Origin of the sequence: Nocardioides stalactiti, assembly GCF_014180715.1 — a bacterium.
Taxonomy (GTDB): domain Bacteria; phylum Actinomycetota; class Actinomycetes; order Propionibacteriales; family Nocardioidaceae; genus Nocardioides; species Nocardioides stalactiti.
This window is the reverse complement of sequence record NZ_JACEFC010000019.1, coordinates 18212-42006: the sequence shown is the minus strand read 5'-3', so window position 1 is coordinate 42006 and position 23795 is coordinate 18212. Positions and strand designations below refer to the sequence as shown.

General features: G+C 69.2%; 29 protein-coding genes. 15 read left to right on the top strand and 14 right to left on the bottom strand.

The features are described from left to right. Window positions 1–98: 98 nt before the first annotated feature. The 5 genes from H0487_RS06035 (at window position 99) to H0487_RS06015 (ending at window position 3291) form a co-directional block, all read left to right on the top strand. On the top strand, window positions 99–995 hold the full coding sequence (locus tag H0487_RS06035; RefSeq protein ID WP_183093320.1) for a helix-turn-helix domain-containing protein: 897 nt from the start codon (window positions 99–101) through the stop codon (window positions 993–995). Between the two features lie 184 nt (window positions 996–1179). Next, a complete protein-coding gene (locus tag H0487_RS06030; protein WP_183093319.1) occupies window positions 1180–1521 on the top strand; it encodes a hypothetical protein in 342 nt (113 codons plus the stop codon). A gap of 107 nt (window positions 1522–1628) precedes the next feature. Continuing rightward, a complete protein-coding gene (locus tag H0487_RS06025) occupies window positions 1629–2648 on the top strand; it encodes a hypothetical protein (protein WP_183093318.1) in 1020 nt (339 codons plus the stop codon). After that, window positions 2645–3073 (top strand): hypothetical protein, encoded by a 429-nt coding sequence (locus H0487_RS06020; RefSeq protein ID WP_183093317.1) that lies wholly within the window; start codon window positions 2645–2647, stop codon window positions 3071–3073. Before H0487_RS06025 ends, H0487_RS06020 begins: the two co-directional genes overlap by 4 nt. Then, entirely contained in the window at window positions 3070–3291 is a 222-nt protein-coding gene (locus tag H0487_RS06015) for a hypothetical protein (RefSeq protein WP_183093316.1), read from the top strand. Before H0487_RS06020 ends, H0487_RS06015 begins: the two co-directional genes overlap by 4 nt. Here H0487_RS06015 and H0487_RS06010 read toward each other — a convergent pair. The 4 genes from H0487_RS06010 to H0487_RS05995 form a co-directional block, all read right to left on the bottom strand. Beyond that, the gene (locus H0487_RS06010; RefSeq protein ID WP_183093315.1) at window positions 3288–4208 is read right to left on the bottom strand and encodes a hypothetical protein; all 921 of its coding nucleotides are present in this window, start codon (window positions 4206–4208) and stop codon (window positions 3288–3290) included. The genes H0487_RS06015 and H0487_RS06010 overlap by 4 nt on opposite strands. A 321-nt stretch (window positions 4209–4529) precedes the next feature. Next, entirely contained in the window at window positions 4530–5540 is a 1011-nt protein-coding gene (locus tag H0487_RS06005; RefSeq protein WP_183093314.1) for an Rv1352/Rv1906c domain-containing protein, read from the bottom strand. Between the two features lie 87 nt (window positions 5541–5627). Next, window positions 5628–6113, bottom strand: a complete 486-nt coding sequence (locus H0487_RS06000) for a hypothetical protein (protein WP_183093313.1) — start codon at window positions 6111–6113, stop codon at window positions 5628–5630. An 8-nt stretch (window positions 6114–6121) separates the two neighbouring features. Next, entirely contained in the window at window positions 6122–7444 is a 1323-nt protein-coding gene (locus H0487_RS05995) for an ApeA N-terminal domain 1-containing protein (RefSeq protein ID WP_183093312.1), read from the bottom strand. Window positions 7445–7922: 478 nt separating this feature from the next. Here H0487_RS05995 and H0487_RS05990 point away from each other — a divergent pair, with 478 nt between their 5' ends. Together H0487_RS05990 and H0487_RS05985 are read left to right on the top strand one after the other, a co-directional pair. Continuing rightward, window positions 7923–8339 (top strand): DUF5994 family protein, encoded by a 417-nt coding sequence (locus tag H0487_RS05990; protein ID WP_183093311.1) that lies wholly within the window; start codon window positions 7923–7925, stop codon window positions 8337–8339. A gap of 214 nt (window positions 8340–8553) precedes the next feature. Next, entirely contained in the window at window positions 8554–9777 is a 1224-nt protein-coding gene (locus tag H0487_RS05985) for an HNH endonuclease signature motif containing protein (RefSeq protein ID WP_312855837.1), read from the top strand. A 21-nt stretch (window positions 9778–9798) separates the two neighbouring features. Here the strand turns inward: H0487_RS05985 and H0487_RS05980 are convergent, their stop codons facing one another. Genes H0487_RS05980 through H0487_RS05970 form a run of 3 tightly spaced genes read right to left on the bottom strand, consistent with a single transcriptional unit; the run spans window position 9799 to window position 11400 of the window. After that, the gene (locus H0487_RS05980) at window positions 9799–10347 is read right to left on the bottom strand and encodes a hypothetical protein (protein ID WP_183093310.1); all 549 of its coding nucleotides are present in this window, start codon (window positions 10345–10347) and stop codon (window positions 9799–9801) included. Window positions 10348–10378: 31 nt separating this feature from the next. Next, window positions 10379–10558 (bottom strand): hypothetical protein, encoded by a 180-nt coding sequence (locus H0487_RS05975; RefSeq protein ID WP_183093309.1) that lies wholly within the window; start codon window positions 10556–10558, stop codon window positions 10379–10381. 23 nt (window positions 10559–10581) lie between these two features. Beyond that, window positions 10582–11400, bottom strand: coding sequence for a Fic family protein (locus tag H0487_RS05970; protein WP_220793122.1), 819 nt, complete (start codon window positions 11398–11400; stop codon window positions 10582–10584). Window positions 11401–11451: 51 nt separating this feature from the next. Here H0487_RS05970 and H0487_RS22870 point away from each other — a divergent pair, with 51 nt between their 5' ends. After that, on the top strand, window positions 11452–11664 hold the full coding sequence (locus H0487_RS22870; protein WP_220793121.1) for a hypothetical protein: 213 nt from the start codon (window positions 11452–11454) through the stop codon (window positions 11662–11664). Window positions 11665–11744: 80 nt separating this feature from the next. Here H0487_RS22870 and H0487_RS05965 read toward each other — a convergent pair whose 3' ends face one another. Then, window positions 11745–12212 (bottom strand): GNAT family N-acetyltransferase, encoded by a 468-nt coding sequence (locus H0487_RS05965; protein WP_183093308.1) that lies wholly within the window; start codon window positions 12210–12212, stop codon window positions 11745–11747. Between the two features lie 108 nt (window positions 12213–12320). Between H0487_RS05965 and H0487_RS05960 the strand changes: the two genes are divergently transcribed. Then, on the top strand, window positions 12321–13682 hold the full coding sequence (locus tag H0487_RS05960; RefSeq protein ID WP_183093307.1) for a hypothetical protein: 1362 nt from the start codon (window positions 12321–12323) through the stop codon (window positions 13680–13682). Between the two features lie 49 nt (window positions 13683–13731). Next, window positions 13732–15018, top strand: a complete 1287-nt coding sequence (locus tag H0487_RS05955) for a M20/M25/M40 family metallo-hydrolase (RefSeq protein ID WP_183093306.1) — start codon at window positions 13732–13734, stop codon at window positions 15016–15018. Here the strand turns inward: H0487_RS05955 and H0487_RS05950 are convergent. The 4 genes from H0487_RS05950 to H0487_RS05935 all read right to left on the bottom strand — a co-directional run bounded on the left by H0487_RS05950 (window position 14990) and on the right by H0487_RS05935 (window position 17628). Next, entirely contained in the window at window positions 14990–15376 is a 387-nt protein-coding gene (locus H0487_RS05950; protein ID WP_183093305.1) for a hypothetical protein, read from the bottom strand. The genes H0487_RS05955 and H0487_RS05950 overlap by 29 nt on opposite strands. A gap of 50 nt (window positions 15377–15426) precedes the next feature. Beyond that, window positions 15427–16254: a hypothetical protein gene (locus tag H0487_RS05945; protein ID WP_183093304.1), complete on the bottom strand. Its 828-nt coding sequence runs from the start codon at window positions 16252–16254 to the stop codon at window positions 15427–15429. 226 nt (window positions 16255–16480) lie between these two features. Continuing rightward, window positions 16481–16681: a DUF5703 family protein gene (locus H0487_RS05940; RefSeq protein ID WP_376766667.1), complete on the bottom strand. Its 201-nt coding sequence runs from the start codon at window positions 16679–16681 to the stop codon at window positions 16481–16483. Continuing rightward, window positions 16678–17628 (bottom strand): aldo/keto reductase, encoded by a 951-nt coding sequence (locus H0487_RS05935; RefSeq protein ID WP_183093303.1) that lies wholly within the window; start codon window positions 17626–17628, stop codon window positions 16678–16680. Before H0487_RS05935 ends, H0487_RS05940 begins: the two co-directional genes overlap by 4 nt. A 75-nt stretch (window positions 17629–17703) precedes the next feature. On the opposite strand from H0487_RS05935, the gene H0487_RS05930 reads away from it, so the two are divergent. Beyond that, the gene (locus H0487_RS05930) at window positions 17704–18528 is read left to right on the top strand and encodes an undecaprenyl-diphosphate phosphatase (protein ID WP_183093302.1); all 825 of its coding nucleotides are present in this window, start codon (window positions 17704–17706) and stop codon (window positions 18526–18528) included. A gap of 33 nt (window positions 18529–18561) precedes the next feature. Here the strand turns inward: H0487_RS05930 and corA are convergent, their stop codons facing one another. Next, the gene (gene corA, locus H0487_RS05925; protein ID WP_183093301.1) at window positions 18562–19545 is read right to left on the bottom strand and encodes a magnesium/cobalt transporter CorA; all 984 of its coding nucleotides are present in this window, start codon (window positions 19543–19545) and stop codon (window positions 18562–18564) included. 30 nt (window positions 19546–19575) lie between these two features. Between corA and H0487_RS05920 the strand changes: the two genes are divergently transcribed. From H0487_RS05920 to mshC, 4 genes are read left to right on the top strand one after another with little or no spacing between them, the layout of a single operon-like run. After that, on the top strand, window positions 19576–20292 hold the full coding sequence (locus H0487_RS05920; RefSeq protein ID WP_183093300.1) for a histidine phosphatase family protein: 717 nt from the start codon (window positions 19576–19578) through the stop codon (window positions 20290–20292). Window positions 20293–20301: 9 nt separating this feature from the next. After that, on the top strand, window positions 20302–20886 hold the full coding sequence (locus H0487_RS05915; RefSeq protein WP_183093299.1) for an Rv2134c family protein: 585 nt from the start codon (window positions 20302–20304) through the stop codon (window positions 20884–20886). A 10-nt stretch (window positions 20887–20896) separates the two neighbouring features. Further along, complete coding sequence (locus H0487_RS05910; RefSeq protein WP_312855836.1) at window positions 20897–21652, top strand: Rv2133c family protein; 756 nt, start codon at window positions 20897–20899, stop codon at window positions 21650–21652. Between the two features lie 30 nt (window positions 21653–21682). Continuing rightward, the gene (gene mshC, locus H0487_RS05905; protein ID WP_183093298.1) at window positions 21683–22918 is read left to right on the top strand and encodes a cysteine--1-D-myo-inosityl 2-amino-2-deoxy-alpha-D-glucopyranoside ligase; all 1236 of its coding nucleotides are present in this window, start codon (window positions 21683–21685) and stop codon (window positions 22916–22918) included. A 3-nt stretch (window positions 22919–22921) separates the two neighbouring features. On the opposite strand, the gene H0487_RS05900 is transcribed toward mshC, so the two are convergent. After that, window positions 22922–23773, bottom strand: coding sequence for a PAC2 family protein (locus H0487_RS05900; protein ID WP_183093297.1), 852 nt, complete (start codon window positions 23771–23773; stop codon window positions 22922–22924). Between the last annotated feature and the right edge of the window lie 22 nt (window positions 23774–23795).

Genomic DNA, 23795 nt, shown 5'->3' with positions numbered 1-23795 from the left:
CGGCTCGCACGGACGGGCAAGGTGCCGACCGTTCGCTTGGGTGGCGCAGTGCGCGTCGTCGTGCCTGTACTGCTCAAGGACGTGCTCGGGGTCGACCAGTGACGAGCCGCTTCCGGCCGTTCGAATGGATCGAGGCGGTGTACACAGCGATTGGTGAAGGTCGTCTGACAGCGGCTCAGGCTGCCGTGGTGCTTGCACTCCTCAAGTTCTGCGACAACAAGACGGGTGAGAACGCTTGGCCGACGGTGTCAACGCTGTCACGCCGGACGGGGCTCTGCGAGCGCTCCGTGCGCTACGCCCTCAAGGCTGGAGTCGAGGCCGGCGTGCTGATCGAAGGCCGTCGAGGTGGCGGCCAGGGATCCTCGGCCAAGGGCACCACCTATCACCTCACCTCGCTGAACTCCGGCATCGAGTTGCCCGAGTTGACCGAAACGCACTCCGGCAGCGTGGTGCCTCAGTCGAAGAACTCCGGCGCGAACTCCGGCACGAACTCCGGCACGAACTCCGGCAGCGTGGTGCCTACAACCGAGCCACCGAGCCACCGAGCCACCACTACTAGCCGTCCTACGTCATTCCTCACGCGCGAACTCGCCGTACTGGGGATCGAGGAGGAGGCTGTGGAAGCGTTCTGCGACCACCTCCGTCGAGACCGAGGCGTGAAGAACCCGACCGCTTGGCTGAACCAGGTGCATGTAGCGGGTGACCTCCCCGACGTCGTTGCCGACTACCTGGAGCCGGTGACCGAGCCCGCCTCCACCGGGACCGGTGGTGTCGGCAACTTCCACCGCGATGCCGACCGTGAACGGCTCCGCCTGATCGGCGAGCAGGCCGGTGCTGATGCCACCGCAGTCGAGGGCATTGCGGCGCGCTTGTTGGCCTACACCAGCGCCGGAGGGCCGCTGATGTTCGAGGAGGCCGAGCAGATGGTTCGCGACCTGCCTACGGCGCAGTCGTACGAGGACAAGCGCAGCCAGATCGAGGAGGAGACGTCATGACCTATCCCGTCGTCACGGTCGTCGTCAGCGGCGACAACCGTGCGTCGGTCGAGGATGCACGCGAGGTGATCGACCGTGCCCTCGCCGCAGCTGGGTTCCCACCGCGTCGGGCTCGACACCTCCGAATGGTGTCGACACCGACCGATCTTCCTTGCGCCGCTCCAGTGCCCCCTGGAGGTGTCGCATGACCTCGGTGACGTGGGCGCTCGCTGATGCGCTGGGTATCAGTCCGGCACCTCCTAACCCTCGTTTGGCGGCGACCCTGGCGGGCTGGTGGTCCCGGCCCCGGCTGATCGGCTGCCAGTCGCTCAAGCGCGACCCGAACGCGCCGTGGTTCGTGCTCGCACCCGACCCGGCAGTGGTCTGCGGCGGGTGCCTGGCCGAGCGGTACCCCGAGGAGCGGCGGTGTCTGTACTGCCACGGCCACGTTGCCCCCGAGGACGAGGTGGCCCTCGTCTACGAAATGAAGACCGTGACCGTCGTCGCCCGCGCTCACGAGCAGTGCCACGAGAGCGACGTTGACTAGTGGACTTCCGCCCCGATACCCCGAAGCACTTCGGACCGATCCCCGTCCGTCGCGAACACCTGCCCGCCGCACACCAGGGCCGCGCCGACCAACAGAAGGAGACGACGGTGCCTCGACCGAACCGGAAGCCCAAGGGCGAGACCGTCCGCCAGCGTGAGATCCGAGAGGGCCGCGAGGCCAACCGGCGCAAGCGCCGTAGCGCGCGGATCACTCTCGCTCCGGACTCGCCGCCGATCGACCCCGGCACCGGCAAGCCCTACCGGCCTATGTCGCGCGCCGAGGTCATGGCGGCGATGGAGGGCCGCGCCTGGGCGGGTGACGCCGCCGACGTGAAGACGTTCACGCCGTGCTCGCGTTGCGGTGGGCCGTGCGGGACCTCCGCGCCCTACTCCCAGCCCTGGCGGACCCACCGCGCGTGCCGGTCAGGCACCACGATCCAGAGCCGTGTGCGGGCTGCGGTCGCGGAGTTGTTGGGGTTCGAGATCGGGTTCTCCGACGCCGGACTGATCGCCACCCAGGTGGCGGTGGCGAACTTCCGCGACCTCCTCGACGCTCAGCCGCACACCGAGCCTGAACGGGCCTGGGGCCACGTCAACAAGCGCAAGTTGCGCAAGGCGGTGGAGGCACTCCCTGCCCTCCGCTCTGAGGCCGGTCTCAACCCGCACCCCTGCGCGTCGGGGCCGTGCGCTTGGTGCTCGATCCGGCTCGCGACGGGTTGGGTCAACGAGGGCATGAAGTGGGCAGACGGCTCCCCGGCTCCCTTGTGCGGCACCTGCTCGGCGCAGTGGGTGCGCCGAGGTGGACTCAGTGGACGGCTGTCGAAGACGTTCTACGAGGACCAGCGAGGCCCCGGCTACAACGTGCTCCTGGGCTACGACCAGCCGATGGGCAACGGCCCCGACCCGGCATTCCGGCTTTACGCGGAGGTAGCACCCGCCGACCACCCCGGCTACGACGAACGGTTCGGCTACATCGCTGCGCCAATGCGGCCCGGCACCCCGGAGCACGCCGAGCGGATCGAGCGCGAACGGGCCGAGGCCCTGGCCCGTGTTGAGCAGCGTCGGGCCGACCAGGCCAAAGCCGTCCGTGTGCGGGCCGAAATCTGGGGATATGGAGCCACGCAGTGAGCGACGACAACCAGACCGTGACGTCCGCACCGCAGCCTGTGCGGAAGGTGCGCGCCGACGCCCGCGAGCGCGCCGAACAGGTGTGGGCTATGCGACTCGGCGGTGCCACCTGGGACCAGTGCGCCAAGACCGTCGGCCTGGCGACCCCCCAGAGCGCCATGCGATGCGTGCGGGAGACCTACGGAGAGGTGCCGCAGATTGATCGCGAGGAGTTGCGGCACCTGTGGCGAGAGCGGACCGAGGTGCTGTGGCGGCAGGCCATGCGCGACGTGCTCGACCGCCGCCAAGGTGCTGTGATCGCAGCGACCAAGGTTGCCAGCCTCGCCTCGTTCCTGGACGGCCTGGGGGCACCGCAGCGGGTCGAGGTCGGAGTGCTGCACATGCTCGCCGACCTCGACGCACTCATGCAGGAGGAGGGGCTGTGACCGAAGACGAACAGGTGGACCGGTTCGTGCACCGGGTCCTCCACCTGCGCGCCCGCAAGGGCACCTTGGCCTTCTCGGAGGCGTGCCTCGTGGCCGACTGCTGGGGTGAGCCGCTCGACTCCGCGCCGCAGTGGGCTGTGGACCTCGCCAACGTGGGGGAGCCGGGCGCGAGGTGGTGCCCGCGCATCAGCCCAAACCTGAACCGTTCGGAACCCTAGATGCGCGTGAAGTAGTCGTACTGAAGCCGGACGGAGTCGAGGCGGTAACCCCGGCGATTGGTGACCCGCGTGGTGGCCTTGACCGTGTCCCGCTCTGGTCGTGACCACCTTTTCGTGACCTCTCCAGGGCTACAGCACAGAGTTCGTCCCGCCACGACGACCCGAAGGTTCTCGGCATCCTTCGGCACGTTGAAGGTCATCGTGGCCGTGATGCTGGCACCTCCTCTGCATTGCAACACGACCGAGTCGGGTCGTGCGGAGGCGACTCGGTGGTCGCACGCGCCACGGCTTGCAAATGCGATGCGGTTGTAGATCGCTGGCTTGAAACTCTTGTCGAAGTGGTGGCGAGTTCGTGATGTCGCGACCTCGACGGGCACCGTGAAGCGTTGCAGTGAGCCGTGGCCGTCATGGGTAGTGAACGAGAACAAGTAATTCCCCGGTCTCGCCCACCGATTGTTACGGTCACGCCCGTCCCAAGTGATCTGGGTGAGATGCCCTTGGATGCGTCCACTGAAGCCGCCGAACTCGGGATCGTCGTGCGTGCTGATCGAGTAGAAAATGTCCTCGGTGCCCGCCAGATAGCCGTGATTAAACGACCAGCGAATCTGAGCGGTGTCGAGGTATCGGTCCTGAACGATCGGATAGAAGACTTCCGTCGATCCGTCGTCGGTCATGTACGGACCGTCAGTTGAGAAGAAGCGATGGATCAGTTCGGTACCGGGGGACGGTGATCCGAGAACGAGTTCGCAATCGCTGCGCCCAGTGATCGGGGGGATGTTCCACGAGAGATTGGTGGTGGCACTGACGACAGTGAATGAGTCGTCAGACCAGTGATACTGCTGCAAGTCGTTGGTGTTGTCGTAGGTGCACTCCAAGGTGATCCAGTACTCACGAGGCCTCGCGTGGGTGAAGTCCACCGTGATCGGTCCAGTCCACCCCGCCGGGACTGTGGCGCGCGAAGCAGGACTCTTGATGACTGGTACGCCCGTACCGTCCGCAGCATGGGCGGGAATGGCAACAGCGACTAGGGACGCGCACCACAGCAGCGCAAGAGCGCAGCGTCCGATCCGGAAATTTCTGCCGATCATGCTGGTGTCCCTTGGTCGCGTGCAGTCTCAGACGACGATGGCACGCACAGTGCCTCACGTCAGACGATCGCTGCGAATCGCGGGACATCACCACGGTCTCGTGATGCATGCTCGGTTACGTGTCGAGGGAGCCGGGTGCCGTCGGAGGGTCTATCCGATCTTCTTCCAGACGCCGCACCCATCGGTGTCGAAGTCTTGACCGAGGCTGAGGGTGACCGTCGGGAAGCCGCCTGACGGCAGGTCGTTGGCGATGATGTCCTGGCCGTTGCTGCCTGAGCGGTAGATCGCCCAGTAGCAGTTGGACGAGACGCCGTTCGACCTGTAGGTGCCGGGTGGTTTGTCGCGACCGATGGTCCAGATACCGTTGCCGATCGAGGGCACTGGCGGTACGTAGGGCTTGGAGTGGCCGGTCTTGAGGCAGGCCTCGAACACCACGTCGACGAATCTCGTTGCCTGTCGCTCGGTCCAACCCCACTCGTTAGCGCCTTGCTTGGTCAATACCTTCATCCAGGACCGGCGATCTGAGCGGTAGAAGAAGTTGCCTGGTTTCTCGCCACTGATCGCGCGGCATGAGTCGGCGACGGGTGGCTCGGGGGTCTGGGCCCGTTCGATGTACGAGTGACCGAACCCAGCATCGTTGAGAGCGTCGAGCACGTCGCGGAACTTTCCGTAGTCCTGGGGATCGAACATCCACGGGCGCTCTGCCAAACCTGTCTCCCAGCAGCCCTCGATGATGGCGTCCAGCAGCACTTCGGCGAGCACTTCGTCGTCGTTGTACTTGCCGGGGAAATCGTTGGCGATCCTGTTGACCTGGTTCCTTCGGGACGCTCCACGCAACTGAGTGTTATCGACAAAAATGCAGGTCGCCGCGAAGAAGTCATCCTGATCGAACGTCGTGACTTCCTGGACATAGCGATCCCGAACCGGGAATTTTTTGGGCAAGTACTCGTCCAAGTACTCCGCGATGGGGCCGTAGGTCGGCCTGAACGTCGGGGTTGAGGTGGGAGATGGCGACGGCGACGGCGACGACGTCGATGTTGGTGGTGACGAGGCGGACGGTGACTCGGACGACTTCTCCTTGTCGTCGTCACCGCATGCAGAGAGAGATCCGAGAGTGAGCGCCACCAGCCCAGCGACGACCATGCGAAGTTTCGGGCTCATGCGGGGCAACCTAATCGCGGAGATCGAAGGCCGGGGCGAAATCGGGGATACCGAGTTCCCCGGCTGTTGGGCCCTGTCGGTGCCGGTTCAGATCCATTCGTTAGGCGGCCTGGTGGCATTCCACGCGGCACTGCTCAGTTCGTCCGCGAGGGCTTCGAGGTCTTCCCGGACCTGTTCAAGTTGGTCGGCGCTCCAGTCCTGCCGCTGCTCTCCACGCTTCCTCCACCGGAGCCCGGTAATGTGACCGGGCTTTGTCTGATTCGTGTAGAGCCACGTGGAGTGGACGATTTGGTCGCGCGTGCTCATCGCCGCACTGATCCTTGAAAGCAGGTTGCGCAGCCCGGACTCGACGGCGTCGTCCGCGACAACGCCCTCGTTCAGCAGTTCCTTGAGTTTGGTGATGAGTGCAGACGCTCGATCGCCCTGGGTGGCCGAAAGATCGTCGGTGCCTGCAAGTTCGGACACGGCAATCTCCAAGTGAGACTCCATCCAGTTGCCTGCGTGGCAGATAGCACCGACCTGGCGGTGGGTCTCGGCGAAGCGTTCCAGTCGCTTGGGGGTGTTCGGATGCACGACAGCCCTCAACGATGCGCGGTCGACGGGATCGGGGCGTGGTCGAGCACAGCGCGCACGCGGTTCGGTGCTGGGTATCGCAGACCGTTCCCCGAGAAGATCCGCTCGGACGGGGCAGACGAACCTGCGCACTGGTCGAGGATCGAGGCCGTCAGCAGCCAGCGACCCGAATACTCCAGCGCGTCAACAACGTCTAGGTCCGCCGCCTGCGCTGTGTGCTTCAACTGGATGTAGGTGCCATAAAACAACTCGGCCCACCGACTAGCGTCGCCGATCCAATTCGACCAGTTGTCGCTCACAGATGCACTGATCGCGCTGGGCACCCGGTGCTCGCGGACCTTCCTTGCCCATCGGGCCTTCGGGTTGCGAGCGTTACTGGCAGTCCAGTACTCGAACGCGGCAGCCGTAGAGAGGAGTCGAGACTCAGGTGTCTGGTTCTGGAACAGGCGGTGTCGGACGATCGGCGTGACGGCGCGGGGTCGGGTCAGGCAGATCGTCACCCAGGCCGCGAGACCTTCGAGGTCGTTGATGTCAGCGAGCGTGAAAATTGGGAACTCGTTCGAGTCCGGCTCGACTGTTTCGTTCGTCATCGTGTCGTCCCAAAGCACCGCACGCTTGCGCGAGTCCGGGTCGAGTTGAGCGATCCCCGTGGCCGCAGTCACGGGCTTCCAGTGCGCCACGGACAGCAGTCCGTGAACGGCATCGAGGCGGACGACATGTTCGGAGAGGGGCCGACGATGGTTGGACCGGAACCCGATCTTGAGCGGTCGACTAATGGACCGGATATCGGGCGGTCCAGTAAGGGTCCATCCGTGCTCGATCGTCAGGTTGAAGTCCGCGTCGAGCGAAACGTTTCGCTCCTGCTCGCTGCGCACCTCGATGCGCCAGCCTGGCTCGCCGTCGTCGCTGATCGGCTCGTCCACGTGTCCGGGACGGCCAGACCATGAACCGAGGCCGAGGTAGAACAGTTTCGTTGCGGCAACGGTGTCGTCGTCCACCTCTTCGTGCGGGGCGTTGATCAACATGTTGCTGGCGTGCCAACGCACAACCTCGGCGCGCACTTCACCGTGCGTCGAACTGCGACGGTAGGACCGGATCGGCGCGAGAACTGTTCCGGCCTCGGTGATGCCGAAGACGGTATTGCTGTTGGACAGATCGTCGACCCACTTGGCTCCCGGGTCCTTTTCCGTACCGGCCAATACGGCGATGACGGCAGCATCGGGGCCGAGTTGAACGTGCCCGTCGAAGTACTCCTCGCGTGGAGGGTCGGCAAGCATCTGGAAGTTGCCGACGACGCCGGTGCGTAGCAGCGGAAGCGGTTCAGGGAACACGGGACCTCCTCGATGGATCCGGACCGGGCCATGATGCCTGTCGACGTCCTCGGCACCCGAACGAAATCTGTAAACGAAAAGTCTGGCGCAGACCATGCCTGGTTGACGGAACGCCCAGCGAACAGCGCGGACAGGCGCGCCGGGGAATCGGGAGACCGGGGGCCTCCAGTGTCACGGGGATGTCACAGAATCCGTACCAACGTGGACAACTCAGGACCACAGGGACGACCGCATCCGAGACGCGGAACCATTGTCGGACCTGGCCGACGACCTGAGATCACGTCCTATCTGCATTGAGGTGCTAGTGCCCGTATTAGGGCGTGGGGGTTCAAGTCCCCCCTCGGACACCAGATCGGCCCCGATCTCCGTCTCACGGAGACCGGGGCCGGGGTCATTTTCACGGTGGTACTGTCGAGAGTGCTGTCGTCTCCGGCGCGCCCTCAGGCCGCGCGGTGAATAGGCGACCGGAGAGGCCGTCATGGCCACCATCGCAGCACCGTCTCTTCGTCTCCAACCGAAGGACCTGACACGGCGTCCCTACGGCGGCGGCTGGTGGCCGTCCGGGGCCGGGGTGTCCAACGAGGTGCTCGACCTGGTCCAGCGCTGGCCGGCCGGGCTCCCGACCATCACGCGTTACGCCTACATCAGCGACGACTGGGACCAGAGCGAGGCCCGGGTGCCCGCGGAGTACCGCACCCGGACCTTGATCCTCGTGCTGAGCGACCGGTCGACCTGTCGCCTGGTGCAGATCCCGACCGAGACCCCGCCCGAGGTGGCCGAGGAGCTGTTGACGGAGGCCTGCGACCCGTTCTCGAAGTGGCTCCGGGTCGACTTCGTCAGCACCTACCGCGGTCGACGCGAGGCGGAGCCGGCGGCCGACCTGGCCGGCGCCTGACCGCCAACGTCGTGGCGACCGCCCCGTAGCGATCGGGAGATTCTTGCGGGCGCCCTGGACTCCGCGTTCGAACATATGTACGATGGCGGTAGCCGTCCACGAGATTCAGTTCTAGGACTCCCCGGCACCAGGCAACCGGCTTCATCGTCGTTGTTCGCCGTGCTCGTGAGGGGTCGTCGTGGTTGCTCAGCCTGTGTCGCCGCAGCATCCGATCGTGGCGTGCGCGGAGTCGATGCTGGCTGCGTTGGACGAGGTCGTCGACGCCCAGCCGGTGTATGCCTCGCCGGCGGACAAGCGGGCGGCGGTGGTGGCGTTGGAGAAGGTGGCGCGGCGAGTGGCCGAGCTGCGGTTGCGGGTGGTCGCCGAGTGCGGCGAGGTGGCCGATGCGGATGCGGCCCGCGACGTGGCGGGGTGGCTGGCCTTCCAGACCCAGGCCGACGTCGGAGCGTCCCGCGCTGAGGCCCACCTGGCGGTGGCGGTCGCGTCGCGCTGGCAGCGGGTCCAGGCCGGGATGGCCTCGGGCGCGGTGTCGTTGGAGCAGGCGCGGGTGATGGTCGCGGGCCTGGAGGCGCTCCCTACCCACGTCGGTCTCGACGTGATCGCACGGGCAGAGGAGCACCTGGTCGGTCTGGCGGCGGTCCACCGTCCGGCCGAGCTGCGCCGGATCGTGCGCCATCTGTTGCACGTGGTCGCCCCGGAGATCGCCGAGGCTGAGGAGGCTCGCCGGTTGGAGGAGGAGGAGCGGTCCGCGTGGGAGAAGACGCGGTTCAGCTACCGCAACCTCGGCGACGGCACCAGCCGCGGACGGATCGTGATCCCGGAGGCCCTGATGGCCCGGTTGCTGACCTACCTCGAGGCCTTCGCCTCTCCGCGCAAGAGTGCCGATGCGCTGGGCGGCGAGGAGGACCGGATCCCGCACTCGCGCAAGCTCGGGCAGGCGTTCTGCGGCCTGCTGGAGCACCTTGACCCGAGGCAGCTCCCGGTTCATGGTGGCGACGCGACGACCGTGATGGTGACCGTCTCGGTGGAGTCGCTCACCGCCGACCTGGCCACCGGTGGCTTGATCGACGCGGACCTGTCCGCCGGTGACAACCTGTCCGCCTCTGCGATCCGCCGGTTGGCGTGCAGCGCCCGGATCATCCCCGTCGTTCTCGGCGGGGAGGGCGAGATCCTCGACCTCGGCCGCAGCAAGCGGCTCTACTCCCGAGCCCAGCACAAGGCGATGCGGCTGCGCGACCAACGGTGTCGCGCCGAGGGCTGCACGATTCCCGCGACGTGGTGCGAGGCCCACCATCTCAAGCCCTGGTCCGAGGGCGGCAAGACCGACCTCGGCGACGGGGTGCTGGCCTGCGTGTGGCACCACCACCGGTTCCACGACCGACGATTCAGCTACGAGATCCTCAGCAACGGCGACATCCGCTTCCATCGACGGCGGTGAGGATCCCCCCGTCGCCCGGGGCTAGTTCCGCGCGCTCCGGGGCAGGCGGACCGTCACGTTCTCGAGGTCGTCCTGGCTGTTGCCGCGCCATGCCATGGGAGAGACCTCGACCTCCTGAGGAAGGTCGTCGAGGCAGCGTCGGGTCGGCGGGATCGTGAGGACGACGATGCCTTCCTTCCGGTCGACCTTCGCGGCGGGGCGGCAGCCGGTGCGGACGCCGTCCTCGCCGGCGATCCAGGGACGGTCGCCGTCGGCCCACTTGAGGACCTTGTCGTCGAAGGAGCTCTTCGAGTTGACCTGGATGATGAGCTCGGCGGGACCCGAGGCCGGCTCGAGCGGCTCGGTGTAGACCACCTCGATGACGAGACCGCGCTCGTCGTACTCGATCCGCGTCTTCTCGACATCGATGTTGACCGGGTCGCCGCCGGCATCCTGGGTGTCGCCGACCGGGTCGTGGACGACCACGACGCCCGGTGCGGGCCTCTCGGTCGACGGGGAGTCGCTCGCGTCGGTGTCATCGTCCCCGTCGCTGCAGGCGACGAGGAGCAGGGAGAGGGCGACGACAGCCACCCGCGTCCGTCGGCGCCCGGTCCCCGAGCGCTCAACCAAGGCCGAGTGCCTTGCGTCCGAGCACGAAGGCGCCCGCGCCGAAGAAGCCGAGCAGGGCGAACCCGACGGGCTGGCCGCCGTCGGAGAAGAGCAGCGCGGCGCCGGCCAGCGCCGCCACGAGGCACAACAGCGCCACGACGAGCATCGGCACCTTGACCTGTCGGGATCCCACGGCCGCACGATAGCGGCACGGAGTCAGAGGGCTTCGACCGCGCGGGCGGCGATCCGGCTGCCGAGGTCGTCGAGCTCGGCGAGCAGGTCGCTGGCGCCCCAGATCTGGTTGCGGGTGCGCTGGGTGAGCGGTGCGATGACCCCGGTGGTGGCGAGCCGCTCGATCGCCCGGTAGGAGGCGGCCGTCGTGAGCCCCAGGCGTTGCTCGATGTCGTCGGCGGTCAGGACCGGTACGGCGGTGAGGGAGTCGAGCACCACCGCGGCGGCGCTCCCGGCCCGCGGCTCTCCGGCGCGGCTGCGCCAGTCGGCGGGCATCTCGGCGAGTCGGTCGGCGGTGACGGCCGCCTCCTCGGCGGCCACCGTCGCGGACCGCGCGAACGCGCGGATGATCGGGCCCGCGTCCCCTGCGCGGTAGTCGCCGAGGGTCGCGAAGTAGTGGTCGCGACGGGCGACGAGTGCCGACGCGATCGGGATGACGACCCGCCGTGCCACGCCGCGTTGGCGGAGGACGGCAGCGGCGACGGCGCGCCCCACCCGTCCGTTGCCGTCGGTGAAGGGGTGGATCGACTCGAACTGGGCGTGGGCGATCGCCGCTTGTCCGACGACGGGTACGTCGTCGCGGGTGGCGAAGGTCAGGAGATCGGCCATCCTGGGGCCGACGAGGTCGGGCGGCGGAGGGACGTAGAGCGCGTTGCGCGGGGAGTGGTCCGACCCGCCGATCCAGTTCTGGACGTCGCGCCACCGGCCGGCGTACGGCTGCTCGGCAGCGTCGTCCGTCATCAGCCGTCGGTGGGCGTCGGTGATCGCGGACACGGAGAGCCGGCCGGCGAGAAGGCGGTCCATCGCGCCTGCGGCGGCCACCATCGCGGTCGCGGAGCTGTTGGCTCGGACGCCGTGGAGGGCGCGCGCGAAGTCGTCGATGCTCGCTTCCTCGTGCTCGATCTTCGAGGACGCGACGGACTCGGCCCGGAGCAGCAGAGTGGTCAGCGGACGCAGGTGCTCGCCGCGGGTGGCGTCGACGGCCGCGATGGCACGAACGGCACGATCGCACTCGGCCAGGAGATCGTTCGGCAGCGCAGGAACCAGGGTGGCGATGTCGGGCGGTAGTTATTCTCACTTATCCTGATAAGTGAGAATAAATCCAGCGTTGTTCTCACTTGTCCTCGTGCGTTGTGGCGGGCGCCGCGTCAGAGCTCCTGCTCGTAGGCCCACATCGTCGGGCCGCCTTCGGCCTCGGTACGGCGGAAGCCCGCGGCCTCGTAGGCGCGCTGGGCGGAGACGTCCTCCTCGCTGGTGACCAGGAAGACGTAGTCGGCACCCGCCGCGCGGGAGCCGTCCAGCACCGCCGCCAGGAGGGCACGCCCGAAGCCCTCCCCACGCCGCGGCGGTACGACGTACAGCTCGGCCAGGTACGCCTCGAACGCGTCGCTCCACAACGACCGCTGGAGCCGGACCGCGGCGACGCCGACCGGGTCGCCCGCGTCGTCCCTGGCGAGGAGCAGGATCGTGCCGCCGTCGGCGAGGCGCGCGCGGAGGAAACCCGCGAGGACCTCCGGCTCCGGGGCCGGCTCGTCGTACTCGGCGTTGAAGTCGTGCAGCAGCCGGGCCGCCGCGAGGAGCGCCTCGGCCGCGTCCGGGGTGACGTCGTCGATCACCAGGCGACGGTACCGACGGAGGTGGGTAAAGGTCCTGCGATTTCGCCGCGACCGGGCTCGCCCGTGGCCTAGCGTCGCCAGCACCCGCACCTCCCCGGGGGGACTCCCATGCCACGACCCGCGCACCGCCTCGCGGCCCTCGCCTCGGCCGCCCTGGCGGGCGCCGCCACGCTCGCCGCCCCGACGTCGAGTCCGTCGGCGGCCGCGCCACCGGCGGCGGTCGCTGTTCCCGAGCCCGCGTCCGAGCGTGCGTCGAGGCTCGCCCCCGCCGTCTGCGGCAGTGGGGCCGGGACCGGGCAGACCAACCTCCAGACCTCCGACGGTGCGACCCACACCTACTACTGGCGGATCCCGTCGACCGCCGCGCCGGCGACCGGGCGGCCGGTCCTCATCTGGCTCCACGGCGACGGCGGGACGGGCGCCGGGCGGGCCAGCGCCTTCTGGCCGTCGACCGACCCGTCCGGGGCCATCATCGTCACGCCCAACGGCACGAACCAGACGTGGAACCACCGGGCCGGCGACGTCCCCGGGACGCCGTACGACAGCCAGTTCCTCAGCCACATCATCACCCAGCTGCGGACGTGTGCGTCGGTCGACAAGGCGCGGATCTTCGTCGGCGGCTCGTCGCGCGGCGCGTTCATGCCGTACTACCTGCTGATGCGGAGCTCGACCCGTGACCTGATCGCCGGCGTCGCCGTCAACGCGGGCCTCGTCTACTGCCAGGGCGACGACCCGGAGTGCGCGGAGAACAGCGACCCGGTGCGGCACGCCAGCTCCGCGCGGATGATCCACCTCCACGGCACCAACGACGCCGCCGTCGCTCCGCCGCCGACGGCGGCGTACCACAACCCTGTGGACTGGGACGTCGACTGGCGGGTGTTCTGGCCGATGCAGTACTGGGCGCGCCAGCACGGCTGCTTCACCGACCAGACCGGCGGTCCCAACAACGGGGTGCTGAAACAGACCTACACGGTGTCCGGTCGAACGGCGAGGGTCTACGACCTCAGCGGCCACGGCGCCGCGTGCGCCAGCTACCAGCTCATCCTCGTCACGAACGGCGGACACGTGATCAGCGGCCAGGAGTCGCGGATCTGGTCGTTCCTCATGGCCGGGAAGCGGAACCTCTGTGGCGGCCGGGTCCCGACGATCATCGGGACCAACGGGGCTGACACGATCAACGGCACCGGCGCGGGCGACACGATCCTCGGACAGGGCGGCGCCGACACCATCAACGGGAACGCGGGCGCCGACCGGCTCTGCGGGGGCGCGGCCGACGACGTGCTCAACGGCGGGGCGGCCAACGACTACCTGCTCGGCGGGCCCGGCGCGGACTGGCACTCGGGGAGCACCGGTTCCGACACCGTGATCGCCAAGGACGGCGAGAAGGACACCCGCGTCGACTGCGGTGCCGACACCGACCCGGTCGCGACGCGGGACGCGATCGACCCAGCGGCCATCAGCTGCGGCTGACCGACGCCGGCGGAGCGGGCTGTCGCGAGCCGCGTGCCAGGATGGCGCCATGGACGAGGTCGTCGACATCTGCCGGGACCTGATCCGCATCGACACGACCAACGACGGGTCCGACAGCGGGCCGGGGGAGCGCAAGGCTGCCGAGCACGTCGCCGCGCTGCTGGAGGAGGTCGGCATCGAGGCGCGGATCATCGAGACCGCACCCGGCCGGACCAACGTCGTCGCCCGGTGGGGCGGTGACGGGACGCGGCACGACGCGCTGCTCCTCCACGGGCACCTCGACGTCGTACCGGCTGCGGCGGAGGACTGGACCGTCCACCCGCTCAGCGGCGAGGTCCAGGGCGGCTACGTGTGGGGGCGCGGCGCCGTCGACATGAAGGACTTCGACGCGATGCTGCTGTCGGTGGTGCGGGAGCGTCAGCGCAGCGGGCGGGTGCCGAGCCGGCCGACGGTGCTCTGCTTCACCGCCGACGAGGAGGCCGGGGGACACCTCGGTGCCGAGCTGCTGGTCCGGGACCACCGGGACCTGTTCGAGGGCTGCACCGAGGCGGTCGGCGAGGTGGGCGGCTGGAGCACGACGGTCCGCGGCCGCCGGCTGTACCTGATCGAGGCGGCTGAGAAGGGCATGGCGTGGATGCGGCTGACTGCCCGCGGCCGGGCCGGTCATGGGTCGATGATCAACCCCGACAACGCGGTCACCCAGATCGCGGCGGCGGTCGCGCGGATCGGTGCCTACGAGTGGCCGGTGCGGCTCACCCCGACCATGCGGACGCTGCTCGGCACGGTCGGTGCCCTGGTCGGGACCGACGTCACGCCGGAGAACGCCCGCGCTCTGGTCGAGGAGTTCGGGGGCGCCACCCGGATGCTCGGCGCCGTCCTCAGCAACACGACGAACCCGACGATGCTGTCCGCCGGCTACAAGGTCAACGTGATCCCGACCGAGGCCACCGCCCACATCGACGGCCGCACCCTGCCCGGCTACGAGGACGAGTTCTTCGCGACGCTCGCCGAGCTGTGCGGCGAGGACATCAGCGTCGACTACGTGTCCAACCAGGCCCCCTGGGAGACCCCGTACGACGGTGCGCTCGTCGACGCGATGACCCGCAGCCTGGTCGCGGAGGACCCCGACGCCCTCGTGGCGCCGTACCTGATGAGCGGCGGCACCGACGCCAAGCACTTCCGCAGCCTCGGCATGCGGACCTACGGCTTCACGCCCCTCCGCCTCCCGGAGGACCTCGACTTCACCGCGCTGTTCCACGGCGTCGACGAACGCGTCCCCGTCGACGCCCTCCAGTTCGGCGCCCGCGTCATGGACCGCTTCCTTGACCAGGTGTGAGCGCCACCTCGATCATCACGTCCAGCTCGCCCGTCTCTCCCTCGGTCAGGGTCACCGACGCCGAAGCGGGCGCTCCTGAGGCGAGATCGAGGTCGGGATAGGAGATCGTCGCGGTGTAGGTCCCCGCCTCGACATCCAATTCGAGGCGCCCTTCGTCGTCCAGGACGCTCGACTCCACCACCTCGCCGCCGCTGAGCACCTCGACGTCGGCCCCTCGTGCCGGCAGGACCTGGCAGGCCTTCAGGTCGGCGTCGCAGAGATCGACCGATCCGGAGACGACCAGTGTGGTCGCATCAGCCTCGTCCTCGCAGGCGGTGAGCATGGGGACGGCCAACAGCACGAAGAGAAGGAGTCTCACGCTCGAACGGTAGCCGCGTGTGCTGGCCTGCGTCGGCCACCACCGGGCGTTCAACACGCGCGTGTCCAGGTCCCCGACTGGCTCGACGCCACCCAGTGGTCGTCGGAGTCCGACCACTGCATCCCGAAGCCGCTCAGCGAGACATCGAAGCCGGTCAGGGACGTGTCGTCCCAACCATGTCCGTAACGACTGAAGATCTGGAGTGTCCTCCCACACGGGATCACGTCGATCCCCATCGAGATGACACCTGTGTGCAGGTTGTAGTCAGGGTTGACGACCGTCTCGTAGAGCTTGTCCTGGGCGCGGTAGGTGGCACCCTGCGAAGAGTTCTCCTCCGGGTTGGTCGGTTCGAAGCAGCCGAACTGCGACCAGTTCCGACCGACGTTGTCCCGGCCACAGAACGCGGCCTCGACGACCCGGTTGATGACCCGGCGGTTGAACCGGAAGCCGAATCCGTCCTTGCCGCCGACGTTGCACGCGTTGTCTGCGCTGCTGCAGTTGCCGTCGAAGTACCAGTAGTCCGCCGAGGACTTCCACTCGAAGCTCGCTGTGACGAAGTAGCGGTGCTGTTGGGTGTTGTAGAGGACGTACGGGCGGGGAAGCGAGATATCACCGTTGTCGGTCGCCGTCGGGGCGATGGTGGGGATATCGCTGACAATCTGGAGGCCGTGCTCGGCGAGCTCTCGGCGATGGGCACCGAGATCGCCGCTCAGGCTCGCAAGGAACGAGTTGACTCGATGGAAGGATCGTCGCTCCCGTGGGCTCACTGGCGTCGACTTGCCGCCGCCGAAGTCCGATCGGGGCTTGGCGACGGCGTCGAGGGTCGCGGCGCCCTCAGTCGTCGTGGCGGGCGCCGCCATCGTGGCGGCGCCCAGCATGGCGGCGACTGCAAGCGCCGCTCGAGTGGCCTGTTTGAGCATCGCGACGCGCATGAAGTTCCCCCGAGGTCGAAGCGGCACCAGTAGCGAGGTGCAGGTGCGGAGGCGCGAGCGTAGGTCGCTCGGGCAGGGAGGGGAAGGACACCCGTAGCGCGATCAGGTAACGCTGAATCAGATGCGGCAACGAATCCCGCGGGGAGATCGTTGGAAGAAAAAGCTCCGACGTTCAGGCGGTGCGGACGGCGCGGATGATCTTGCGGCGCAGGATCACGCGGCGGGTGCCGTCGGGGGAGATGCGGACCCGGACGAGCTCCCAGCCGCCGTGCTCGGCGCGCTCGACGAGGAACCTGGTGACGACATTGCGGGAGTACTCGCGGGAGAAGGTGACCTTCTCGAACTGCCACTCCACGCCGCCGCTCCGCATCATGCGACCTCCGAGACGTCGTCGAGGGCGGCGCGGATCTCCGGTGGCAGCTCCTTGTCCTCGACGGTGAGGGCGCCCTTGAGCTGGGCGGCCGTGCGCGCGCCGACGATGGGGGCGGAGACGCCGGGACGGTCGCGGACCCACACGAGCGCGACCTCGAGCGGGGTCCAGTCGAGGCCGTCGGCCGCGCGGACCACGGCCTCGACGATGCCGCGGCTGCGCTCGTCGAGGTAGCGCTCGACGAAGGAGGCGAAGATCGGGGAGGCGGCGCGGGAGTCGCCCGGGATGCCCGAGCGGTACTTGCCGGTCAGCACGCCCCGCCCGAGGGGCGACCACGGGAGGATGCCGAGCCCCATCGCGTGGCTGGCCGGGACGACCTCTCGCTCGACGTCGCGGCTGAGCAGGGAGTACTCGACCTGCGTCGAGATCAGCGGGACCCTCCCGGGGACCGCGCGCTGCCAGGTCGCGGCCTGCGCCGTCTGCCAGCCCGTGAAGTTGGAGATGCCGACGTAGCGGGCCTTGCCCGAGCCGACCGCGGCGTCCAGCGCCCCCAGCGTCTCGTCCAGCGGCACCTCGTCGGACCAGATGTGCACCTGCCACAGGTCGACGTGGTCGGTCCCGAGCCGGCGCAACGACGTGTCGAGGCCGTCGAGCAGCGCCCGGCGCGACGTGTCGGTCATCCGCTCCTGGCCACGCCGCCAGATCCCCGCCTTGGTCGCCAGCACCACGTCGTCACGTCGTACGACGTCACCCAGCAGCGCGCCGACCTGCTCCTCGGAGCGCCCGTCGGTGTAGCCCGCCGCGGTGTCGATGAGCGTCCCGCCGGCCTCGCAGAACGCGATCAGCTGGTCGCGGGCCTCGTGCTCGTCGGTGTCCTTGCCCCACGTCATCGTGCCCAGCCCCAGCCGCGACACCCGGAGGCCGCTGCTTCCGACGTACCGCTGCTGCATGGGGCACAACGTAGTCGGTCACGGCAACGGGGCGGCTGACGGCTCGCCCAGGAGGTTTCCGTAGGATCCCCGATCGTGGCGGACTTCCTCCAGGCACTGGTGCTCGGCACGCTCCAGGGGCTGACCGAGTTCCTGCCGATCTCCAGCAGCGCGCACCTGCGGATCTTCCCCGAGCTGTTCGGCTGGGGCGACCCGGGCGCGGCCTTCACCGCGGTCGTCCAGATCGGCACCGAGCTCGCCGTCCTCGTCTACTTCCGCCACGACATCGGCCGGATCGCGAAGACCTGGACGCTGTCGCTCTTCAAGCCGGAGTACCGCGGCCACCTCGACGCCCGGATGGGCTGGTTCGTGATCATCGGCTCGGTGCCGATCGTGATCCTCGGCATCTTCCTCAAGGACACGATCGAGGACAGCTTCCGCAACCTCTGGCTGATCGCGACGATGCTCATCGTCATGGGCCTCGTCCTCGGTGTCGCCGACAAGTGGGGCGGCAGCGAGAAGAAGATCAAGCAGATGACCATGCGCGACGCTGTCCTCATGGGCGCCGCGCAGGCGATGGCGCTGGTCCCCGGCGTGTCCCGTTCGGGTGCCACGCTCTCGATGGGCCGGATCCTCGGCTACGAGCGTGCGGCGGTGACGCGCTACGCGTTCCTGCTGGCGATCCCGGCCGTGGTCGGCGCCGGCGTCTACTCGCTGCAGGACATCCCCGACGGCGACAACATGTACGGCTGGGCGCCGACCCTGGTCGCGACCGTCGTGTCGTTCGTGGTCGGGTACGCCGCCATCGCGTGGCTGCTGAAGTACGTCAGCCACCACACGCTCGCGCCGTTCGTCGTCTACCGGGTGCTGCTCGGCGCCGGTGTCATGGCGCTCATCGCCGCCGGCGTGCTGAACGCCTGACCGCCCGCTCGACGAGACGCTGGCGACGGGACGCTAGAACCAGCCTGATCGCTTGAAGAGCAGCCAGAGCCAGCCCGACACGCCCCCCATCAGCAGCAGGGCGAACGGGTAGCCGAAGTACCAGCCCAGCTCGGGCATGTGCTCGAAGTTCATGCCGTAGATGCCGGCGATGAGCGTCGGTACGACGATGAGCGCGGCGCCCGCGGAGATCTTGCGCATGTCGTCGTTCTGCTGGACCTGGATCCGCGCCAGGTGCGCGTCGAAGGCGGTCGAGAGCAGCGCGTCGAGCGTGTCGATCGCCTCGGTCGCGACGGCGAGGTGGTCGCCGACGTCGCGGAAGAACGGTCCGGCCTCGGGGAGCACGCCGGGGACCGCGCCGACGGTGAACCGGCGCATCGGCTCCCGCAGCGGCAGCACCGCCCGGCGGACCTCGGCGAGCTCACGCTTGAGGGTGTAGATGCGGACGGAGTCGTTGGTGCGCTGCTCCGAGAAGACCGACGTCTCGACCTCGTCGACGTCGATCTGGAGCTCTTCCATGACGGCGAGGTAGCCGTCGACGACGGTGTCGCACACGGCGTAGACCACGGCGGAGGGCCCGTGGCTCAGCACGTCGTGCTGCTCCTCGAGGCTGTGGCGGGCGTCCTTGAGCTGGGACCCGCGCCCGTGGCGCACCGTGATGACGAAGTCCTCGCCGACGAAGAGGTTGATCTCGCCGGTCTCCACGGCGTCGTCCTCGTCGACGTACCAGAGCGTCTTGAGGGTGAGGAACAGGCTGCCCTCGTACAGCTCGAGCTTGGGCCGCTGGTGGGCGACGACCGCGTCCTCCACGGCGAGCTGGTGGAGCCCGAACGCCTCGGCGATGTCGGCCAGCTCGAGGTGGCTGGGTTCGTACAGCCCGACCCAGACGAAGTCGTGCTCGCCGCCGGCTGCCGCGGCCCGAAGTGCCGGGTAGTCGTGCACCGTGCAGTCGACGGGGACCCGCTGGCCTCTGCGATAGACGGCGCTGTCGACGATCACGAGACCACGCTAGTGGCTACGCTCACGTTCGTGGCGACGGTGATCCTGGTGCGACACGGCCGCACGACGGCCAACGCTTCCGGCGTGCTCGCCGGGAGGCTGCCCGGCATCCGGCTGGACGAGACCGGCGAGCGGCAGGTCGCGGCGACCGGCGAACGGCTCGCGGTGGTACCGGTCGCGGCCCTCGTGACCAGTCCTCAGGAGCGGTGCCGCCAGACGGCGAAGGCGATCAGCGACGCCCGCCCGGAGCGGCTCAAGGCGGTCACCGAGAAGGGCCTGGCCGAGTGCGACTACGGCGACTGGCAGGGGCGGCCGCTGCGCGAGCTGGCCAAGGAGCCGTTGTGGAGCACGGTGCAGCGCCACCCCTCGGCGGCGGCGTTCCCCGGCGGCGAGTCGATGGTGGCGATGCGGCATCGCGCCGTCGAGGCCGTACGACGCCACGACGCCCGGGTCGAGGCCGAGCACGGACCGGGAGCAGTGTGGGTGGCGGTGAGCCACGGCGACATCATCAAGTCGGTCCTGGCCGACGCGCTCGGCATGCACCTGGACCTGTTCCAGCGCCTCAACGTGGACCCGGCGTCGGTGTCGATCGTGCAGTACACCGACGACCGGCCCTACGTGCTGGCGTCCAACACCCACGCCGGCGACCTCTCCTGGCTGGTCCGTCCGGCCGGGAAGCGCACCCGTCGTACGGGCGCAGCGGTGGGGGGCGGTGCCGGGCCCGACCCCGTCACCGAGGACTCGTAGGCTGACGGCATGCCGATCGTCCACGCCTTCGACCCGCCCGAGCGCTTCGTCGCCGGCACCGTCGGCGAGCCCGGCGCCCGGACCTTCTTCCTGCAGGCCCGCGAGGGCACCCGGGTGGTCAGCGTGGCGCTGGAGAAGCAGCAGGTCGCCGCGCTCGCGGAGCGCGTCGACGAGCTCCTCGACGAGGTCATGGCCGACGCCCGCACGACCACGGTCATCCCGGCGGTCGCGCCGGTCGGCCTGACCGACGAGGACCCCCTCGACCTCCCGATCGCCGAGGAGTTCCGGGCCGGCACGATGACGCTGTCGTGGGACCCCCAGGCCGAGCGGGTGGTGATCGAGGTCTTCCCGGTCGGCGAGGAGATGGTGGGTCTCACCGACGACGCCGACGAGGCGATGGTCCCGGAGGAGCAGGAGCCGTCCGAGGTGTTCGTCGTGCGGATCGAGGCGGGCTACGCGCGCGCGTTCGTCCAGCGCGCCTCCAAGGTCATCGGCGCGGGCCGGCCGGACTGTCCCTTCTGCGGGCAGCCGATCGACCCGGAGGGCCACCTGTGCGTGCGCGCGAACGGGTTCAAGCGCCGCCCCGAGCAGTGAGCCGCGGCCAGTGACGGGCGGCGCACCGGAGATGGAGCTGCGCGGGCGCATCATGCCGGCGTCCAACGCGACGTTCCTCGCCGAGCTCGACGGGCAAGAGGTCGTCTACAAGCCGGTGGCGGGGGAGCGGCCGCTGTGGGACTTCCCCCACGGCACGCTCGCCGACCGCGAGGTCGCGGCCTACCTGCTCAGCGAGGCGATGGGGTCGGACGTCGTCCCTCGCACCTGGCTCGGCGACGGGCCGCACGGGCCGGGCATGGTCCAGGAGTGGCAGGTGGTCGCCCCCGATGTCGACGCGGTCACCCTGGTCCGGGCCGGCGGGACACCGAAGGGCTGGTTCTCGGTGTTCGACGGCGTCGACGACCGGGACCGCGAGGTGACGCTGGTGCACGAGGACTCCGAGGCGCTGCGCCGGATGGTCGTGTTCGACGTGCTGGCCAACAACGCCGACCGGAAGGGCGGCCACGTGCTGCCGATGCCGGACGGCCACCGCTACGGCGTGGACCACGGCGTCACCTTCCACCACGAGCACAAGCTGCGCACGGTGCTGTGGGGCTGGGCAGGCAGCCCGCTGTCCGACGAGGAGAACCTGCTCGTCGACCGGATCCGCGCGGCCGTGGGAGGCGCGCTGGGGGAGCGGCTCGCGCCGCACCTCACCGACCTGGAGATCCACGCGCTCGAGCGCCGCGCCGAGCGGCTGCTCTCCCGCGGCCGGCTGCCCGGGCCCGACGGCGGCTGGCCGGCGATCCCGTGGCCACCGTTCTGATGTCCTGACCGCGGCGGATAGCATCGCGCCATGCGCGCGTGGACGGCCCCCGAGGTCCCGAACCTGTCCGTGGCCGGCCCTGCGGTCGCCGTCCACGACACCGCGGCGAGCGGTCTGGTCACCACCGCCCCCGACGGCCCGGCGAAGCTCTACGTCTGCGGCATCACGCCGTACGACGCCACGCACCTGGGCCACGCCAACACCTACATCGCGTTCGACCTGCTCAACCGGGCGTGGCGCAACGCCGGCCACGAGGTCCGGTTCGTCCAGAACGTGACCGACGTGGACGACCCGCTGCTCGAGCGGGCCACCAAGGTCGGGGTCGACTGGGTCGAGCTCGCCCAGCGCGAGACCGAGCTGTTCCGCCAGGACATGCAGGCGCTGCGGGTGCTCCCGCCGGACGCCTTCGTCGGCGCGGTCGAATCGATCCCGCTGGTCATCGCGCTCATCGAGCGGCTCCAGGCGGCGGGCGCGGTCTACAAGGTCGAGGACGACCTCTACTTCTCCGTGACCGCCGACCCCGCCTTCGGCGAGGAGTCGCGCTACGACCGCGAGACGATGCTCGCGCTGTTCGGCGAGCGCGGCGGCGACCCGGACCGACCGGGCAAGAAGGACCCCCTCGACTGTGTCGTGTGGCGCGGTGAGCGTCCCGACGAGCCGGCCTGGGAGAGCCCGTTCGGACGCGGTCGTCCCGGCTGGCACATCGAGTGCGCCGCGATCGCGCTCGACAACCTCGGCGGCACCATGGACGTGCAGGGCGGCGGCAGCGACCTGGTGTTCCCGCACCACGAGATGTGCGCCGGTCACGCCCAGGTCGCCACCGGTGCGCCCTACGCGCGCGCCTACGCCCACGCCGGCATGGTCGGCTACGACGGCGAGAAGATGTCGAAGTCCCGCGGCAACCTGGTCTTCGTCTCGGCGCTGCGCAACAGCGACATCGACCCGATGGCGATCCGGCTGGCGCTGCTGCGCCACCACTACCGGGCGGACTGGGAGTGGACCGACGACCTGCTGTGGGTCGCGGTCGACGACGTCGCCCGCTGGCGCTCTGCCCTGGCCCTCGGAGCGGGTGCGCCGGCGGAGCCGGTCGTCACCGAGGTGCTGGCAGCGCTGGCCGACGACCTCGACGCTCCGCGCGCGACCGCTGCGCTCGACGCCTGGGTGGCGGCGACCCTCGGCACCGACGGCCTGGCGGACACCAGCGACAGCGACGCCGCGGCGACGCTGCTCCCGGTGCTCGACGCAGCCCTCGGCCTGTCGCTCTGAGCGCTACGAGTCCTCGTCGGTCCGGCGCTTGAGGTAGCGCTCGAACTCGCGGGCGATCGCCTCGCCGGACGCCTCGGGCAGGTCGGCGGTGTCCCGCGTCTCCTCCAGCGAACGGACGTAGTCGGCGATGTCGTCGTCCTCCTCCGCGAGCTCGTCGACACCGCGCTCCCAGGCGCGGGCGTCCTCGGGGAGGTCGCCCAGCGGGATGCTCACCTGGAGCAGGTCCTCGATCTGGCCGATGAGCGCGAGCGTCGCCTTGGGGCACGGCGGCTGGGCGACGTAGTGCGGCACGGCCGCCCAGTACGACGCCGCCGGGATGTCGAGCTTCACGCAGGCGTCCTGCAGCACACCGACGATGCCGGTGGGTCCCTCGTAGGTGGACTGCTCGAGCTTCATCCGGTCGACGAGGTCGGGCTCGGTCGCCGTACCGGTGACCGGGATCGGGCGGGTGTGGGGCGTGTCGGCGAGCAGGGCACCGAGGGTGACGACCAGCTGGCCGCCGAGGTCGTCGATGCAGGCCAGCAGCTCGGCGCAGAAGCCGCGCCACCGCATGCTGGGCTCGATCCCGCGGACCAGGATCACGTCGTGGTCGAGCTCCGGAGGAGAGGCGACGGCGATGTGGGTGCTCGGCCAGGTCAGCTTGCGGTATCCGTTGTCGTCGACGCCGACGGTCGGCCGGTTGACCTGGAAGTCGTAGTAGTCCTCGGGATCGATCGCGGCGACGATCCGGGCGTCCCACACGTCGATGAGGTGGTCGACCACGGCGGAGGCCGCCTCGGCTGCGTCGTTCCAACCCTCGAACGCTGCGATCACCACGGGCCGGACCAGGTCCGGCGTGTCCTCGATCTCCATCACCTCGTCGAGGTTAGTGCCAGCA